This window comes from Vibrio sp. Vb1026, assembly GCF_033338745.1.
GTDB classification, from domain to species: Bacteria; Pseudomonadota; Gammaproteobacteria; order Enterobacterales; family Vibrionaceae; genus Vibrio; species Vibrio alginolyticus.
Genome location: NZ_JAWOTH010000010.1, coordinates 148,432 through 166,504 on the forward strand (window position 1 = coordinate 148,432; position 18,073 = coordinate 166,504).

At 43.2% G+C, this 18,073-nt stretch carries 14 protein-coding genes, 1 tRNA gene and 1 other RNA gene; 5 read left to right on the plus strand and 11 right to left on the minus strand.

What is annotated here, in order from left to right:
• Positions 1-116 precede the first annotated feature (116 nt).
• The 5 genes from R7E47_RS15875 to R7E47_RS15895 all read right to left on the minus strand — a co-directional run bounded on the left by R7E47_RS15875 (position 117) and on the right by R7E47_RS15895 (position 4,864).
• Complete coding sequence (locus R7E47_RS15875; RefSeq protein WP_005378483.1) at positions 117-536, minus strand: CBS domain-containing protein; 420 nt, start codon at positions 534-536, stop codon at positions 117-119.
• 247 nt (positions 537-783) lie between these two features.
• Positions 784-1,518: an RNA methyltransferase gene (locus R7E47_RS15880; protein ID WP_005378485.1), complete on the minus strand. Its 735-nt coding sequence runs from the start codon at positions 1,516-1,518 to the stop codon at positions 784-786.
• Positions 1,519-1,730: 212 nt separating this feature from the next.
• Positions 1,731-1,827, minus strand: an RNA gene (gene ffs, locus R7E47_RS15885) — signal recognition particle sRNA small type.
• A gap of 137 nt (positions 1,828-1,964) precedes the next feature.
• Positions 1,965-3,968 carry a GGDEF domain-containing protein gene (locus R7E47_RS15890; protein WP_053349422.1) on the minus strand — a complete coding sequence of 668 codons (2,004 nt, stop codon included), beginning with the start codon at positions 3,966-3,968 and terminating at the stop codon, positions 1,965-1,967.
• Between the two features lie 152 nt (positions 3,969-4,120).
• Positions 4,121-4,864 carry a hypothetical protein gene (locus tag R7E47_RS15895; protein WP_005389942.1) on the minus strand — a complete coding sequence of 248 codons (744 nt, stop codon included), beginning with the start codon at positions 4,862-4,864 and terminating at the stop codon, positions 4,121-4,123.
• 257 nt (positions 4,865-5,121) lie between these two features.
• Between R7E47_RS15895 and R7E47_RS15900 the strand changes: the two genes are divergently transcribed.
• Entirely contained in the window at positions 5,122-5,424 is a 303-nt protein-coding gene (locus R7E47_RS15900) for a DNA base-flipping protein (RefSeq protein WP_033905036.1), read from the plus strand.
• A gap of 30 nt (positions 5,425-5,454) precedes the next feature.
• Here R7E47_RS15900 and R7E47_RS15905 read toward each other — a convergent pair whose 3' ends face one another.
• The gene (locus R7E47_RS15905; protein WP_005378572.1) at positions 5,455-5,889 is read right to left on the minus strand and encodes a YbaY family lipoprotein; all 435 of its coding nucleotides are present in this window, start codon (positions 5,887-5,889) and stop codon (positions 5,455-5,457) included.
• Between the two features lie 240 nt (positions 5,890-6,129).
• Between R7E47_RS15905 and tesB the strand changes: the two genes are divergently transcribed.
• Positions 6,130-6,990 (plus strand): acyl-CoA thioesterase II, encoded by an 861-nt coding sequence (tesB, locus tag R7E47_RS15910; RefSeq protein ID WP_005378575.1) that lies wholly within the window; start codon positions 6,130-6,132, stop codon positions 6,988-6,990.
• Between the two features lie 68 nt (positions 6,991-7,058).
• Here tesB and R7E47_RS15915 read toward each other — a convergent pair whose 3' ends face one another.
• Positions 7,059-10,100, minus strand: coding sequence for a D-Tyr-tRNAtyr deacylase (locus tag R7E47_RS15915; RefSeq protein ID WP_065274285.1), 3,042 nt, complete (start codon positions 10,098-10,100; stop codon positions 7,059-7,061).
• Positions 10,101-10,556: 456 nt separating this feature from the next.
• Entirely contained in the window at positions 10,557-11,021 is a 465-nt protein-coding gene (locus R7E47_RS15920) for an Lrp/AsnC family transcriptional regulator (RefSeq protein ID WP_017820003.1), read from the minus strand.
• A gap of 138 nt (positions 11,022-11,159) precedes the next feature.
• Here R7E47_RS15920 and R7E47_RS15925 point away from each other — a divergent pair, with 138 nt between their 5' ends.
• Entirely contained in the window at positions 11,160-12,254 is a 1,095-nt protein-coding gene (locus tag R7E47_RS15925; protein WP_005389952.1) for a PLP-dependent cysteine synthase family protein, read from the plus strand.
• A 64-nt stretch (positions 12,255-12,318) separates the two neighbouring features.
• Here the strand turns inward: R7E47_RS15925 and R7E47_RS15930 are convergent, their stop codons facing one another.
• Positions 12,319-12,636, minus strand: a complete 318-nt coding sequence (locus tag R7E47_RS15930) for a DUF1244 domain-containing protein (RefSeq protein WP_005378586.1) — start codon at positions 12,634-12,636, stop codon at positions 12,319-12,321.
• Between the two features lie 214 nt (positions 12,637-12,850).
• Between R7E47_RS15930 and R7E47_RS15935 the strand changes: the two genes are divergently transcribed.
• Positions 12,851-13,426 (plus strand): porin family protein, encoded by a 576-nt coding sequence (locus tag R7E47_RS15935; protein ID WP_053307492.1) that lies wholly within the window; start codon positions 12,851-12,853, stop codon positions 13,424-13,426.
• An 80-nt stretch (positions 13,427-13,506) separates the two neighbouring features.
• Here the strand turns inward: R7E47_RS15935 and vmeF are convergent, their stop codons facing one another.
• On the minus strand, positions 13,507-16,620 hold the full coding sequence (gene vmeF / locus R7E47_RS15940; protein WP_065274283.1) for a multidrug efflux RND transporter permease subunit VmeF: 3,114 nt from the start codon (positions 16,618-16,620) through the stop codon (positions 13,507-13,509).
• On the minus strand, positions 16,620-17,714 hold the full coding sequence (locus R7E47_RS15945; protein ID WP_258473557.1) for an efflux RND transporter periplasmic adaptor subunit: 1,095 nt from the start codon (positions 17,712-17,714) through the stop codon (positions 16,620-16,622). The genes vmeF and R7E47_RS15945 overlap by 1 nt, the downstream gene beginning before the upstream one ends.
• A gap of 292 nt (positions 17,715-18,006) precedes the next feature.
• On the opposite strand from R7E47_RS15945, the gene R7E47_RS15950 reads away from it, so the two are divergent.
• A tRNA-Tyr gene (locus R7E47_RS15950) sits at positions 18,007-18,073 on the plus strand.

Genomic DNA, 18,073 nt, shown 5'->3' on the forward strand with positions numbered 1-18,073 from the left:
TAAGCTCCAAGGTCAAGATAAATTTGTACAGTTCGGCGATAGAAAATAAAAAAGACGCCGAAGCGTCTTTCCAAACCAGTTTAAAAGCAATATTCCGTAAAGTTTAAACAGAGAGGTTAAACGGGATGCTTAAAACACTCATTTAATGTCATTCCTATGGCACGCAGCACGTCTCTTCTTGTGATAACACCAACCAACTTACCTTTGCCATCCACCACTGGATACATTTTCGGCTTTCCAACTTTCATCATGTCAGCCAGTTCAATTACTGACATTTCTGGAGAAACAGATAAGACATCATCATGCATACACTCTTGTACCGTATGTGTATCTTGGCAGTGATAACTTGCTTTCACCAACTTATCTAATAAGTCTTGCTCCGATAAAAACCCAACCACTTTTTCATTTTCATCAATGACAGGGCCACCTAGTGTGACACTTTGCATTACTTTGTTTAAAGCTGCCGAAAGTGACATATCTTTCGTGAAAGTCACCGCTTGCAACGTCATGTAATCTTTTACTTTTAATGAATGCATTCTTATCTCCTTAAGGGCATTTTATTGCGGCCTTTAGATAAGTGTCGCCTAATTTCCTGATTTTACTAAATGGAAAGGAGTAATTTTATTTATAGGCACAGCCTATTGAACTAAAACAAAATTAACTCACCGAACAACATTCACTGTATTTCGTTAAACGCAAGATTCAGCCAGGCTGATTTTTCTAGGCAATAAATACAACAAAGCCAGTCAAATTGACTGGCTTTGTTATTAAGTAATGGTTGCGTTAGCTATGTTGGCGGCGCATGTTGTCTAAAATAATGCCAGTCGCCATCGCGACATTCAGTGATTCGGCACCGCCAAACGCCGGAATCGTGATTTTATCTGTCACGAATTTTGCTGCGGCTTCGCGCACACCATGAGATTCGCTGCCCATCAACAAAATACCTTCAGCAGCGAAATCCGTTTTATGAACGCTCTCTCCTTCCAAAAACGCGCCATATACTGGCAATTTGGCGTGTTCCAAGTAACTTGGCAAATCCACCAAACTCACTTGTACGCGGCCAAAGCTGCCCATGGTCGCACTGATCGTTTTAGGATTATAAGGATCAGCACAATCTGTACTCGCAATAATGTGCTTGATGCCATACCAGTCTGCAACACGAATAATCGTACCTAGATTACCAGGGTCGGATACACCATCTAGCGCAATCATCAAGCCTTTCGCTTGAGGCTCTTTTACACTCGGAATTTCAACCACAGCAATGGCCGCATTATTGCTCACAAGCGTGCTCGCTTTGGTCAATTCATCAAGCGATGCTTCAACACAATCAAAACGATTTAGCGTACCAGCATTTTGTTCGAGAAATGCCGCTGTTGCAAAAACCTGCTTCACCTTCAATGAACTACTTGCTAGCTCTAGTACGTTCTTTTCACCCTGAACTAGGAATAAGCCATGCGCTTTACGCTGTTTCTTTTGACCTAAAGCACGAAGCAGTTTTAATTGGTTTTTTGAAATCATTAAAGTATCCCAGGTGAAAATGGTTATTCGGCGAGCGTACCCTAAACAATCTTCACGACAGTTCGGTATCAAGCGGATGAGATTATAAATTATACCTAAATAACCTCAAGAAGCTTGATCATCAGAAGACGTTGAACACCAAGCGTAGCCAAAATAAAAGAAGGCTCAAAAACGAAAAAAGCCCTGCGATAACGCAGGGCTTTCAAAGGGTGGGACCCCAGCCACATCCCGGCACACAAGTCACACGCTGCGGCTGCTTCCTTCCGGACCTGACCGAGTTCACGAGCTATTGTTGCGAGAGGACCAGAGCCCCATAATTCTTTTCGAGAGGTCTTGCCTCAATCGATGGGGCGATTATTCAGTATCAGCTCTCATAATGCAAGAGCAAAAACCTTGAATTTCATCATTTCATTACCGTTTGGACAAAACTCGATCAATTCATTCCTTTATGATGAAACCGTACAGTCACGATAAGAGGAGTCGTGCCGTGAGGACTGCTTACTCATGTACATGTCTTCATCAGCCAAATGCATCGCTTGCTCTAAGCTCATGTGCCGTTCCCTTTTTGCAGAGAAACCAATAGAGATACTTATAGACTCCAAATCACTACATAATTTGCCTTTCACATCGATTCTACTGAGCTCTCTCATTGCTCTAGTTAACTCAGCTTGCGTAGGATAACCCAGTAATATGAACTCATCCCCTCCAATTCGATAACATCTTCCCGACCAGACATAATGAATTTTTAGTGCCAGTAGTTGTAAAACTTCGTCCCCAGCGCGATGCCCATAAGTGTCATTGATTCGTTTGAAATGATTAATGTCTAAGTAAAGTATGGATAGATCTTTGTTTACTCCTTTTCGATACTTTACTTGCAACGCACGACGATTCCTTAACCCTGTTAAGTTGTCAGTGTTAGATTGACGGTAAAGATAAAGCGAAACACAAATAGCAAACAATAACACAAAGATAAACACAGCTTGTGTTTGCGTCGCTAATCGAATCTCATATTCAAGTGCGGTACGCCAATCTGGGCGTACATCGTACTGAGCAATGATCTTATCAACTTCTAACATCGCTATCGCTCGACTGAAGAAAGGCGCAAGCATGGCTCCTTTTTCATTCGCGACCAATCCAACAGAGAGTTGTGACTCATAAAACTCACCAATAGCGGTATCCTGCTCTATCGGAACCAATTCACTGAGACGTAAAAAATGATTGAGCATCGCCGTATCCATCGGAATGTAATCGACTTCTTCATTTAATAGCCCCTGAATGAGCTCTTGTTGAGTACGATAACGTTTGAGTTCTTTTAGCGGTAACAGTTGCGTCATCATTTGATCGAAAAAGTCATCCTTAACTACGCCAATCTGCTCAGATATCAACTGTGAAACATGAGAGTATGTGCTCGGTTTGTAACCTAAACGCTTGACCATCACCGATGCTGGCGCGTAATGGGACTTTGGAAAGTAGCTAAATGCGCGCCGCTCACGGCTGACCGTTAACGGCGCCAAAATTTCGAAATTACCTTGGATAAACTCATGGTACATAGAACCCCAGCTTTCACCAGGCTCACTAATGATCAAGCAGTTTAAAGCCAAGATCTCACAACTTCTCAGGACTACATCAGCCGTCATCCCTTCGACACTACCATCTGCGTTGTATACAACATATGGAAAGATAGATTCGAGCTTAATCCGTATTGGTTCATTAAAATCAAGGGGTAATAAACGAATAGAATCACGCAACGCTGCTCGCCTTAATTCAAATTGATACTGGGAAATTTCTTCGCGAAGCTGCTTTTGCACCGCTTCCCCGTGAATAAACGTAGCGAACGTGTCCAACTCCTCAAGATGATGATCTTTTTTACTGATGATGGATACGGGCTTTATCGAAATCTGATCATTGAGCATCTTGGCGTCAAACCCCTCCATCAGCATCGGCTTGAGCTGGTTAATGGCATCGACAACGCCGTCCACAGCACCTGAACGTAGCAGTGTTACTGCTTGTTCGTGACCTTGATAAGAGATCTGTTCTAGACCAGGGTAGTGTTGTTTAAGTAATTGGGCATAAACTGTATCTTTGGGGACGCCAACACGCGAAATATCACTCAACGTCGAATCTTTTAAGCCAAAGAGGTAGGTATATTCGATATTTGTTGGGCGGGAATAACTAAAACGTTGAGCACGTTCTTGTGTGTAAGTGATATTCGCAGCAAAGTCCGCTTCCCCATTCGCTACTGAATTTAGAATGGCATCAAAGCTGGAGTAGTTTACGTATTGAACGGTAAAGCCAAACTCCTTTGAAGCAGCATTGAAAAGAACACGAGTGACGACATCATCCGCTTCAGTCGCGACTTTATAATGAGCAATTAAAGGGGCTTCGGCTTTTACATTCAAACTCAAGAGGCAACATGCAAAAAGCAACAGTGTTCGAGCAAAAGTTGTCATGACAAACTTATCTTAAATCAACCACTTATATTGTGGTTATTATTATTGGAAGTGTAGTAAATATGAAATGAAGAACATATACTAATCTCCATTTTGTTCCACAACCAATTCGATACTCTGCCGCACATGTCACTTTTTACCTGACTAAAAATTCATAATTCAGCCTGTTCATCGCTACTACGTAAAATATAGTCAGTCATCCAAGCCGTCCCTAACAAACAGATCCAAACCACGAAAACAGGGTTTGGCACATCCGTGGTCGGGCTGACGACTAAAGCGGCAAAACCCACAGTCGGCAATGTCCAACATAATAATTTGCTCCAACGAATGGTATGTTGAAGCTTCGCAAGTGCTTCCATTGACGCTAACATTCCCGTCAAACTTAACGCCATAAGAACGGCGTACGGTAGGCCTGCAATCCACAATGGGAGCAACAAAAACAACGGCCACCAGCTGTGTTTATTGGATGGCGTCCAATGCGCAGCCGACCACCACATCGCCATAACCGCAATGGTTTGAACCACTGTAACCCAAGCAGACCCATCCAGCTTACCGCCTTGCTGTGTGACCATAAGACCAACTTGCAGTGTAAGTACAATAAGACCAGCGGTGAGCAACACGCCTAAAGAGCTTCTACGAGAAAACACCACCATTAAAAGTGGGAAAAGGATCAAAACACCAACCGACAAAGCAATTGGCTGCATTGAGAGTGTCGCACCAAAAGCCATCATCGCGCCCAGCAATACTAAGCCAGCGAACCCACCTTGTGGCAGAACCCACAGCGCGGGGATCATAAGTGCAAGAACGGGAATGTCACCCTCGCTCAAACTCATCGCCCGAACGCAGACAACAGCGAGTAAGGTCGTAACGAAAAATTGAAGTGTCGATAAAATCATAGCGCCTCCTGGCTTCCCCACCTACTTGGTAACTCAACGGCAAAAACTGGGATTGAAAGTCGTTGAGAGGGTCTAGATTCAAGCTTAGCTTGCGTTTGCTTCATGCTGTTTAAGGCTCATCAACCAACGACACTAAAGAACAGAAAATGTAATTCTTCAAAGTGAGTCGCTGACAACACAAGGGTTAAGAACCGTTAGCAATATACAAGTCCAATGGTTTACCATTCCTTAGTAATCCAAAATAGACACTTTTGAGTATGGACCAATTTTTAGCGCAAATCTTTGCTGTAATTCACCAAATTCCAAAAGGAAAAGTCTCCACCTATGGGGAAATTGCAAAAATGGCCGGTTATCCGGGCTATGCGAGACATGTTGGTAAAGCACTGGGTAACCTACCAGAAGACAGCAAACTCCCCTGGTTTAGAGTGGTAAATAGCCAAGGAAAAATATCTTTAAAAGGCAGAGACTTAGAGCGACAAAAAAAGAAATTAGAAGCAGAAGGGATTGAAGTCTCGGAAGTTGGCAAAACTTCACTTAAAAAATACAAATGGCAGCCTTAAGCTGCCATTTTTTGTTCTCAGTACGTCGTATTAACGTGTTCCAACTAGACGAATATCTAATTGGTGAGTTTGTGCTTCATCTGTAATAACACCGTTATGTGTGTCGCTGATAAAACGCAGCTTTCCATCTACCTCAATGCGAGCACGAACGCTGTAACGATGGTTTGGTTTGATTTCATTGCTGTCGTAACTCAACTCAAAAGAAAGAGGAACTTGCTTACCTTCCGTTTCGAATGTCTGTTTCGCCAACACTTTTGCTGGCGCATCCGCCAAGGACACATCTTCTAACGCAATAGTAACCACTGCGTTTGGTGGCAAGGCAATCCGCTCGCGATAAGCCACTGTACCTGTAATCGTCTTCATTGACGCTTCTGTAGATTCCATTTCTGTATTTTGAGAAGTTTGGCAACCCACTAACGCAGCCCCAAAGAGTAGAGAAGTAACAAGTAGTAGTGTTTTTTTCATATATTCCTCGAAAAGAGCATTAAACCGAAGCAATTATAGGTGTGGAATATAAAACTGTCTGCTTCCTGTCACTTTATTTGACAATAGTTTGACTGAGTTAGAATTTATCAAACAATTGATTTTGTTTCATAATTGGAACAATACTATTTCTAAGTTACTCAATAGTTCTTAACTATGCCACTTCACAAGAGTGAGGCTGTTGAGGTAACTTGGAATGAAAGACAACGGTGAGGAGACACAATGAGTAAACCACTACGAGAATTGCTCAGCCTACTACAACTCGAAAAATTAGAAGAAGGCTTGTTTCGTGGCCAAAGTGAAAACCTAGGTTTGCCTCAAGTTTATGGCGGTCAAGTAATTGGGCAAGCGCTTTCTGCTGCGCGCTACACCGTTGAAGAAACACGCACGGTACACTCCTTCCATAGCTATTTTTTGTACCCTGGCGATCCAGAAAAACCTATTATTTATGATGTAGAAAATCTGAGAGATGGCCGTAGCTTTAGCACTAGACGCGTAAAGGCAATTCAAAATGGACGCCCTATTTTTTACCTAACCGCATCCTACCATGGCGATCAACCTGGGTTTGATCATCAAAAAGAAATGCCAGATATCCCTGGTCCAGAAAACTTTGCCTCAGAGAGTGAGCTCGCAAGCCATATTGCAGAATTTCTACCCAAACGCTTACGCAAAACATTTTGCGGGGAAAAGCCAATCGAAACTCGCCCCGTTACGGTTATCAACCCTTTGAAGCCCAAAAAAGCAGAACCCAAACAGTACCTTTGGATTCGTGCTAATGGTGAAATGCCAGAGAATCAGCTAATTCACCAGTACCTTCTGGCCTACGCATCCGATTGGGGATTCCTTGTAACAGCAATGCATCCACATGAAGTCTCATTAATGACGCCTAACTTTCAAGTGGCCACCATTGACCACTCTATCTGGTTCCATCGCCCGTTTAAGATGGATGAATGGCTTCTATATGCGATAGAGAGCCCAACGGCGAGCAATACTCGTGGGTTGGTCCGTGGCGAAATATACAACCAGCAAGGTCACTTAGTGGCGACCGCCGTGCAAGAAGGGGTGATGCGCTACACGAAATAGCTCGTGTTCGCTAGACGAAAAAAGGAGTGCTGTTCCGCACTCCTTTTTTAATGGGTATCAAACGATGATTAATTTGGTTGATACTTCATGTTAACAACCGACCATTCGTAAAGTGATTTCGGGTAACCATATTCGCCTTTCCCGTAAATGACATTTGGGTCGGCATAGAATCCACCTTTATTCGTTGCTAAAAATTCACGAACCCCACGACGGTAAGTAATCACAGGTGCTACTAACTCATACTCTACCTTTTCCATCTTCGAGTCATCAATTATTAAGAACCGAGTCATACGAATCGTGCTGCCGCTGGTGCAGTACCCTGGGTCATCATAGTCAATTGCTTCAAAAGGCTTGAGATCATCTTCGAACAGCTCTGATGTACATCCATCAAATCGAGCTAAGTGTACCCACGCTCCTTTTATTAGAGTTGGGTCATCGTTACCCACCGGCTTGAATGCAAGTAGTGCAATCTTACCTTTGCCGTATAATTTCAATTCTTCGTCCGTTGGCTCACGCACTGAACGAACGTTCATCAAACCAAACTCACTTTCTTCTAAGTTAGAAAACTCACGTGCATTTAGCGTGCTAAACAATACTGTTTGTTCAGTTTCAAGCAATGTATATTGATCCGCAACACCTTCATCTGCAAAGCTTAGATACAGCTGGACTTTCTTACTTTCCAACGCTTTGTAATCTCGAGATTCTCCTTCCGAAATGTCGAGAGAAATCCAACGTCTTTTTACTGGCGGGAGATCAAGTAACGTCAGCTCTTCCTTATCAACATCTAATGAAGCGACTCCTTTAATTGTTGAGCTGGATATTTGATAGCTGCGGTTTCCTATTGGTGTACCAAAGTCTAGCTTAACCTTTTTAAATGGTTCAAATTCCACCTTCATTGTAGAAGCACTTAAACCAGGGTGATTCGCTTTGTTAATAGTGCCATTTACGACGATTGTTTTAGCTTTGTAGTTGCGCCCAGTAAGGGTAACCTCTAATTGGTACGTGCCTGCATGCAGGATTTTCAAACGCCCTGTATCAGGAGAAACTAGCTCGACCACAGGGTCTTTTTGGTTAATAAGACGGTAACTTGCCTTCGCAATCCCACCACTCATCACTGGTGAGATAACACTACCAGCGGAGAATTCTACCGTTGGGTAAGTAACCGATACCGGGTTTGTGCCTTGTTTAATCGTGACCGAGAAACTACTTTCACCCGGATCCACTTTGTCGTCCCCCGCATCCGAAACAATAATTTTTGTGCTACCCGCGTTAAGAATTTGCATGGCACCCGTTTGGCTGTTTAAGGAAACCACATCTATTGCTGCGTTGTCTGCAAATCGGTACGTAACTTCCCCAACCGTACCAGAGATTTTCGGCGCAACAAATGTTTGGCCAACCTTCCAAATCTCTTCCACATCGGATTGAACTTCAATTCGGCTCGGCGCGCTCAAAATTGTCACGTAGACTTTTTGATCAGGACCAACGGTATAATTCGCGCTCTCTTTTCTGCGCACAGTTAGCGTCGCTTTACCCGCTTTATACACATGGAGACGTCCTTCACTAAAACCACCGACAACATCTGGTGCGGTGTTATCTACAATCTCAATTTGCTCGTCAGCACTCAAACCAAAATCACGGTGAAGATCAAAACTGTATTTGTTGCTGTATACAACGTCATAATCGTGCGTTGCCATCGGTTGGCCTTCAGCCTTTGCAACTTTGATGACGACATTAAATTGAATAGGTTGGTAGAACTCCCCACCATCGTCTTCAAACTTAAGGTCGTACTCACCCGCAGTCACTACCTCCAACTTGCCGTCAGTCATTCGTAAGCCATTAGGTAAGCTGCTAACTAGATTTACGTTACCTTTTTGCCCTTTAAACGTCAGAGGGATTGAAAGATTTGGTTGATAGGTAAGCGGCATTTCAATGTCTTTTATAACGGGATGAGGCGCGCGATTAACTTCAAGATCAAAACGAGTTTTGCTTGCAGGATAATTACGCATGTCATGCTCGTAAATTTCCACTTCAGCAGCACCAACACCTTTGATCAGTAATGCTTCACCATTTTCAGTTTTAGCGACAACGTCTTCACCACGAATGATTCTCAGCTCATAGTCACCGTAGGCGTTCGTCACCTTAGGGAAAATTCGTCCACCTTCCTCATAAGTTGTGACGATATCCGCTGCGCTGATTTCTTGACGCTTGCCTTGTTTTATATCCACAAAAAATTGCGCTGTTTGCTGTTTATCCAGAAACGCGTCGCTGTAAGTTGCAGTCGCTTCAACCGTTAATCGACCAACATTATGAACAAGAAGCAAGCCCGTTTCAGGATCTAGCAACTCGGCCACCTTGCTGTCTGGTACGCTATTTATAATTTTGTAAGAAATACGTTGCGTTTGAGCTTTATCTAGACGCACTGGTTCTAACGTCAACCCTTCTCGATACTCGTCTTCAAGCAAAGCGAACTGTAATTGCCCCGGAGCTACTGCATGCAGTTTAACCGTAGCGCGAACTTGTTTCGGCAAGTAAAAGTCGTTACCTGAATCAGTAATCAGCACCGATGCCTGACCAACTGAACCTAATGAATATACCGAACCGTTCTCATCAACACGAATCAAGTTATGACCACTTTCTACCTCATAACTCAGTTCGCCTTTTTGGCCACGGACGATCAACGCTTTTCCTTCTGACTCAATCGCATTGAAATTCAGATCACTCACTGAAAGTTCAGTATTGATGCCTCGCTCTACAGTGACAGAAAATCTTGCTTCAGAAGATTCATAAGCAGAGCTACTATCTGTAGCAAGAATAGTCGCCGTTCCTGGGCGCAGAATTTGTAGTATTCCTGAGTCATTAATTTTCACGACATTTGGCGGATTAGAATCAATGACTTGGTAAGATACCGACCCATGTACATTGCTCAGTTTTGCTTCAGTAACCGTTCCCACTCCTTCAAACTTCAACACCGTGTCTTCCACTTTTAATTGCGGACGGTTCTGCTTTGTTATCGTAGTTGGTGTCTTCGTATTGTTCGGCTTAGAGTCTCCCCCACCGCCACAGCCAGCGAGTAAAGCTGCGAGAAAAAGCAAATAGTAATTTCTGTTCATTTTTAGTAATACTTTGTTACATACAAGATGGGGCGATAATAATACGATGTTTTATTAATCACTATCCCCATTTTTGAGTACTTTATTACTTAAGTAATTGCTACTGTATTAATCCTAAAAACAAATAATCAAAAATAGCGACCAAATTACATGAAAACACAAAAAGCAAACGTTTAAATCAAACTCTTCCATTAATTTAGTAAAAATTAATATTCAATAAAATAAAACATGAAAAAGAAAGAGAAAAAATTGCGTTATTTTTTCTTTCGTTATGATGTATAGGATTAATGGACTGCAAAAACAAATGGTTAATGAAAAATAGAAGAGAGAATAAATATCGTTTATATTTATAAAAATCTGGTAGGAAATAGTTTTAAAAGCATAATCAAACTACCTTTTAACATTTAAAATACTAAAAGGTAGAATTAACATTAGATAGAATTCTTATAGGGCGAGTTATTTTAGGATTGGTAACTCTGTTGTGTATTTAATGGACTCCATAGCAAATGTTGAAGTCACATTAGATAGCCCTTTTACGCTATTAACTAACCGCTTATAGAATTCGTCAAAACACTTCATATCTTTGACTAGTACTTTCATCATGTAGTCATACTCGCCAGCCATACGATAAAACTCCATTACCTCAGGAAAGTCACTCACAGTTGTAACAAAATGGTGATACCAACCTTCGGAATGATCAATCGTTTTTAACTGAACAAATGCAATGAAAGATAGCTCGAGCTTTTCTGTACTTAACAACGCCACGCGTTTTTCGATGTAGCCCTCTTCTTCCAACCTTTTCAAACGCTTCCAACATGGCGTCGTTGTCAGATTTACCTGCTCTGCTAACTCATTTAATGACAAGGTGCTGTCGGTTTGTAACAACGCAAGCAGCTGTTTATCGACCCGATCCAAACTCATCCTATAAAACCCACGAAGTGTAGAAAACTTTTCTATCAAAATAGTCATTACCGGCAACTATAGCAAAGTTTTTCTCTCGTATTATAGGTAAATTATTCCCATCTAATGCTTATCTATCGATTTCCAAGGAGAGACGCCATGTGTACTGACCACAACTGGATCAACAATGCAGTGCGTAAAATTGAAGCAGACTTTCAACGTTCTGCTGATACTCATTTATTTAAACTTGAACTGCCTTCTCTTGATGGTATCGATATCTACCTAAAAGATGAGAGCACGCATCCAACAGGCTCTCTTAAGCATCGATTGGCGCGCTCATTGTTTCTTTATGCTATTTGTAATGGATGGATTGGTCCTGAAACCACTGTAATCGAGGCGTCCTCAGGCAGCACTGCCGTTTCGGAAGCGTATTTTGCGCGTTTACTTGGCTTACCGTTCATTGCCGTCATGCCGAAAACCACTGCACGTAAAAAGATCGAACAAATTGAATTTTACGGTGGTAAAGCGCACCTTGTTGAACGATCAGATCAGATTTATGACGAGTCTCGACGCTTGGCTCAAGAACTAAATGGTCACTACATGGACCAGTTTACTTATGCTGAACGCGCTACTGACTGGCGCGGTAACAACAACATCGCGAACTCTATCTTTAGCCAAATGGAGTTAGAAGATCACCCGATTCCTAGCTGGGTAGTGATGAGTCCTGGAACAGGCGGCACATCAGCAACCATTGGCCGTTTTATTCGTTACCAAAAATACGACACTAAGCTTTGCGTGGTAGACCCTGAAAACTCAGTGTTTTACGATGCTTTCCAGTCAGGAAATCACTCATTGAAAGGCGATACTGGCAGCAAAATTGAAGGTATCGGGCGACCACGTGTCGAACCAAGTTTTATTGCTGGTGTCATTGATGAAATGCGCAAAATTCCAGACGCAGCCAGTGTGGCAACCGCCCATTGGGTATCTCAGCTGATTGGGCGTAAAGTCGGCGCATCAACAGGCACCAATCTTTACGGTGTGCTGCAATTGGCTTGTGAGATGAAACAACGCGGTGAGAAGGGTTCTATCGTGACGCTTCTATGTGATTCTGGAGAGCGTTACCTAGATACGTATTATGACTTAACATGGGTAAAAGAGAACATCGGCGATATTCAACCTTACTTAGCTCAACTCGAAGTCATTCAAGCAAAAGGTTGCGTTGAGCCAGCTTGTTGCGGCTCAACTAACGCTTAACGTGCAAACTGGACTTTAAAAAAAAACAGCCCAACTTCATGTGGGCTGTTTTTATCGCTGGGTTTTACTTTTTCTGGCGCGCTTCAAACGCAGCCAATTGTTCTGGCGTTGCCGCTGGTTGATGATTTTGTTTCCATTCATCGTAAGTCATGCCGTAAACACGTTCGCGAGCGTCATCAATATCTAAATCCAAACCGAGATTTTCAGCCTCAGATTTATACCATTTGCTAAAGCAGTTGCGACAGAAGCCCGCAAGGATCATCAGGTCGATGTTTTGTACGTCTTTGTTAGCATCTAAATGCGCCAATAAACGGCGAAATGTCGCCGCGTCTAACTTATCTTGTTCTTCTTGAGTCAAGTTTTTGTATTTGAATTCAGCCACTTTCCTTTCCTTCTCTCTTATTTAGCTAGCTTTCGTCACCATATCTAGTTAGTCGGTAGTCATGAGTAAGAAGTATGCTTTAGCGCAACAATTCCCATTCTAAAATCACTACCTTTGATAAAAGCTGATATGATAATTACCATCCATCCTATTGATTAAATTAACATTTAAACAAATCATTACAACGGTCTTTTACCAAGGTTATCGTCTAGTTATGAAAAACGCCATTCTATTATTGTCTGCCTTGACCATTAGCGTGCCAACTTTAGCTGCTCAAGAACAAGCTCATCAATCTTATTTTTATCTGGGTACTGGTAACGTTGGTTTTGATACACCGTATTTCGGCTCGGATAGAGACAATGAGTGGTCAACACCACATATCACAGTTGGCTGGGGTTACCATATAAACCAATACCTCGCGTTTGAAGGGGTTCTGCGCTATTCACAAAATGAACTTAAGAACGATGCTCTAAAAACTGACTTAGATCTTCACTATTACCAAGCAGGTATGTCTGCTGTTGTAACAAGTGATAACTTAGGCGATACGCCGCTGTCACTGTTTGGTCGCGTAACTGCGCTTGGCACTCAAGCTGAAATGTATGTTCCAAACGAACAAAAAGTCACAGATGATTCAGGCGCGCTATTCAACATCGGTGCTGGTGTCCATTGGGATATGAGCAAAGATATCTGGTTACGCGCAGAGTACATTTATAATGTCGCGGATATGGGTTTTGAAGATTTTTACGACAGCTACGAAGGTGTACAAATCAGCCTAGGGAAACGCTTCTAATCGAACGCTTCCGAGCTAACTTTAAACCGATAAAGAGAAGCCGAGGTTATTACCTCGGCTTTTATGTTTTAACGTTTGATTTAAGGGTGCGCTATACGGCCCTTCGTATCATGGCTAATTGCTTTGTTTAACTCTGCTTCTACATGACCTGGTGCTTGTGTTTTCGCCGAAATCAATCGGTACATTGCCGGGATAACAAACAAGGTCACCAATGTCGCAAACCCCATCCCGAAAAAGATTACCGTACCCACGGCAATACGGCTCTCATAACCCGCCCCTGTCGATACGATCAACGGAATTGCGCCAGCAAGTGTGGTAAACGCAGTCATCAAGATTGGACGTAGACGTCGCGCAGCTGCATCAATGATCGCTTTTTCAAACCCAACGCCACGATCACGTAGCTGATTGGCAAATTCTACGATCAAAATACCGTTTTTCGTCACCATACCAATCAACATGATCATGCCGATCTGGCTATAAATGTTCATACCTTGGCCCATAATAACTAAACCAAGGAAGCCACCAAATACACCCATCGGCACCGTAAACATGACCACTAACGGGTTTACGAAGCTTTCAAACTGAGCCGCCAACACGAGATACGCCACTAGCAGTGCCAATGCAAACACAACAGCAACACTCGCTTGGTTCTCTTTAAAGTCTTTCGACTCCCCCGAATAACTCACCGAAATGTCACCCGGTAAGTTGTCGATGGCTTCCTGGTCTAGGTAATCCAGCGCATCTCCTAATGTATAACCTTCCGACAGGTTGGCAGTAATAGTGATGGACTTCTGTTTGTTGTAGTGAGAAAGACGAATAGAGGCCGCCACTTCTTCAATTTTTGTGACCGCATCTAACGTCACTAGCTGACCGCTATTCGTGCGCAGATAAATCTGACTTAAATCTGCAGCATTATTAAAGCTATTTTCATCACCGCGAAGATACACATCGTACTCTTCGCCACGCTCAACATAAGTCGTTTCGCTTTTACCACCGAGCATGATTTCTAGGGTGTCAGAAATGTCTTGAACACTGACTCCTAGCTCTGCGGCACGCTGTCGGTCAACTGTAACCAATAACTCAGGCGTTTTTTCCGAGTAATCTATCTCTGCTCCTTCCATCATTGGTGATTCTTCTGCTTTGTTCTTTAGCATTTCAGCCCAAACAACGAGCTCATCGTAATCAGAGCCGCCTAATACGAACTGAACTGGCTCACTCGAACCACCTTGGAAACCTGGCATAAATGGGAACACTCGAACATCTGGGATACCTGCCAATTCTTTCCGTACTTTGTTAAGGGCTTGCTGAGCCGTGATATCACGTTCGTTCCAATCTTCTAGAATCATGATCACAAAGCCTGTCTGGTCTCCTGCCTGGCCACCAAACGCTGGCGTTTGGATACTGAATGACTTCAGATAACCTTGCCCTAGTAATGGCATCAATCGGTCTTCGACAATATCCATATTGGCTGACATACGATTGTATGACGTAGCATCTGCACCGCGCACAAACGCGAATATCACACCGCGATCTTCTTGTGGGGTCAGCTGGGCCGGTACCTGATTCATCAAGAAATAGCTACCGCCCAAACAAGCTAGAATCACCAGCGGAGCAGCCCAACGTACTTTCAATGCGCCTTTCAATAATGCGCGATAACCACTCTCAAGCTTGCTAAACAAGCGATCAACCGCTTCATTGAATCGATTTGGTTTTACATTCGCTTTCAAAATCTGACTACCTAATACAGGAGTCAGCGTCAGGGCAATCAAAGAGGAGAATATGACCGACATAGCCAGCAATACAGAAAACTCTGTAAATAGTAGACCTACCATGCCATCCATAAAGGAGATCGGTAAGAACACCATCACCAGCACTAATGTTGTTGCTATAACAGCAAAACCAACCTCTCTTGTGCCTTTATATGCGGCGAGTAATGGCGATTCACCGCGTTCAATATGGTGGAAGATATTCTCTACAACCACAATTGCGTCATCCACCACCAAACCAATCGATAATATCAACGCCATCAAGGTGATCAAGTTGATAGAAAACCCAAAGTAGTACGCGGCAATGAACGAAGAAATCAGAGAAACAGGTACCGTAACCGCAGGAATTAAGGTTGCACGAGCTTGGCCGATGAAAATGTACAATACCAAAATCACCAAGCCGCCCGTGATAAATAGCGTGCTGTACACCTCTTCGATTGAACGCTCGATAAATACTGTCGCGTCGTAATCTATCGCAAGACGTGTACCTTCTGGTAAGAACTTCTGGATGTTATCGACTTCAGACCTAACCAGCTTCGCAACCTCTAACGGGTTTGCGTCTGACTGCGGTACCACACCAAGACTGATGTTTACTACACCATCACTTTTGAAGGTTGAATTTTCGTTTTCTGCACCAATGAAGACATCTGCTACATCTTTTAAATAGATAGGTGTATTGTCGCTTGCGCGTTTTATGACAAGATATTGAAAATCTTCAGGCGTGTTATAAGTACGAGCCGTACGCACGGACATTACTGTTGAGTCGTTTCGAACTTCACCACCTGGGCTTTCTAGGTTCTCACTTCGTAAAGCTGATGTAATGTCCGAAGCTGTAACTGAACGTCCAGCCATTAGTTCTGGCTTAAGCTTCACGTACATGACCTTGTACAAACCACCGGAGAGATCAATGGAGCTAACCCCAGAGATCAGGCTAAAGCGGTCCATCAATACACGTTCGGCATAATCGGTTAATTGAGTACGGTCCATCTCTGCAGAACTGAGATTGATGTAGAGCGACGCCTCTCCCGAGCCATTGTTCTTATAAACAATAGGGTCATCCGCTTCATCAGGTAGCGAGCGCTGAGCACGAGCTACGGCATCACGCACGTCGCTCACACCTGTGTTGAGATCGTAACCTAGCTCAAACGTGATCGTGATACGCGACATGCTGTTACGAGTAGTGGAGCTAATTTCATCAACTCCACTGATCCCAGAAAGCTGGTCTTCCAAAACGGAGGTAATTTGGCTTTCAATAATAGTCGCAGATGCACCCTCATAACGCGTACTGATAGAAACGACTGGGCTTTCTATATCAGGCATTTCACGAACGGCTAATTTGGTGAACGACACAAAGCCAAACACACACAACAGCATGCTCAGAACCAACGCCGCGACAGGGCGTTTAACTGAAACGTCGGACAGTAACATTAGTTTTCTTCCTCATCCGATTCACTGTCATTGCGTGTCACATCCGTGGTGTTCGCTTTTAGTGGCGCGACAATTTCTTTCACTTCGACACCATCACGCATGTTAACAATGCCTTGAACCACAATCTTGTCACCAATCTCAACACCAGATTCGATCACCACCTCGTTGCCAACACGAGCACCTAGCGACACTTCTTGACGAGTAGCTTTGTTATTTTCATCAATTACATATACAAAACGTTTAGTTCCGGAGTATTCAAGTGCTTGAACAGGAATGATTGGCGCCTTAATAGCAGGAAATGCTAGTGAAGCGTTCATCAACATGCCCGGCTTCAATTGATTTTCTGGGTTATCAAACTCAATACGCACGCGAAGATTCAGTGTTTCGGCGCTGATCCGCGTATCAATACCTGTGACTTTACCAGTAAAGGTCTGGCTACCCCATGCACTGGTTTTAGCGATGACTTCCATACCAATAGAAAGCATCGATAAATAGCGCTCCGGTACTTGTAAATCCAGTTCCATGACGGAAAGATCATCCAACGTCAAAAGTTCAGTACCCGCACTGACCATTTTGCCGCGGCTAAAATCGATAAAACCAACAGTGCCAGAAAATGGGGCAGTAATATGGAGATCAGCTAAATTGGCTTGAGCAGCATCAAGCCTCGCTTGTGCTATTTCAACACTGGCTTTTTGTGCATCGATTTCAGTTTGAGTAATCGCATTCCGCTTAACCAAACGTTGGAACTCTTTTAACTTACGCTGTTCATCTTTAAGGTACGCCTTTGCCTCAATCAAAGCGGCTTGAGCCTTATCGTCATCTAACTTAATTAATAGCTGGTCTTGCTGGACATTTTGATTCGCTTTAACAGCGATTTGATTCACTTTGCCGGCGACTTCCGATGCGACAACCACAGACTCCGCTGCCTTTAATTTGCCGATAAGAGTTAAGGATTGATTGATCTCGTGCGTTTCTACTTGTTCAGTCACAACGGTAACCGCTGAGCCTCCTCGCATCGCAGCGGAAACCGATGGAGAACTCAGTAATATAGAAAGCGTTAAAACAGATAACGATAACGTGGCTTTCATGCTCATGATATTGACTTCTAAACGAATAAACTTATGTCATTAAACTGCTTACAGTTTATCAGTAGATACGGTGTTTAACGTCAAGTAGTGTAAATTCAAGTAAAAAGCGCGCCTCTCTTCTGTTCAAAGGACAAACAAAACGCTGACTTTCTACCATCTTTGCCCAAAAAGACAGCATTCAACGTAAAAACGTAAGAAAAACGCTTTACAGCCTGAGCGAGTTTGCTATGATTCGCTCCGCACTTGGGAGATGAGTTGGGAAAACATCTTACTAAGTATAAAAATCCTCTGGAGGGGTTCCCGAGTGGCCAAAGGGAGCAGACTGTAAATCTGCCGGCACTGCCTTCGATGGTTCGAATCCGTCC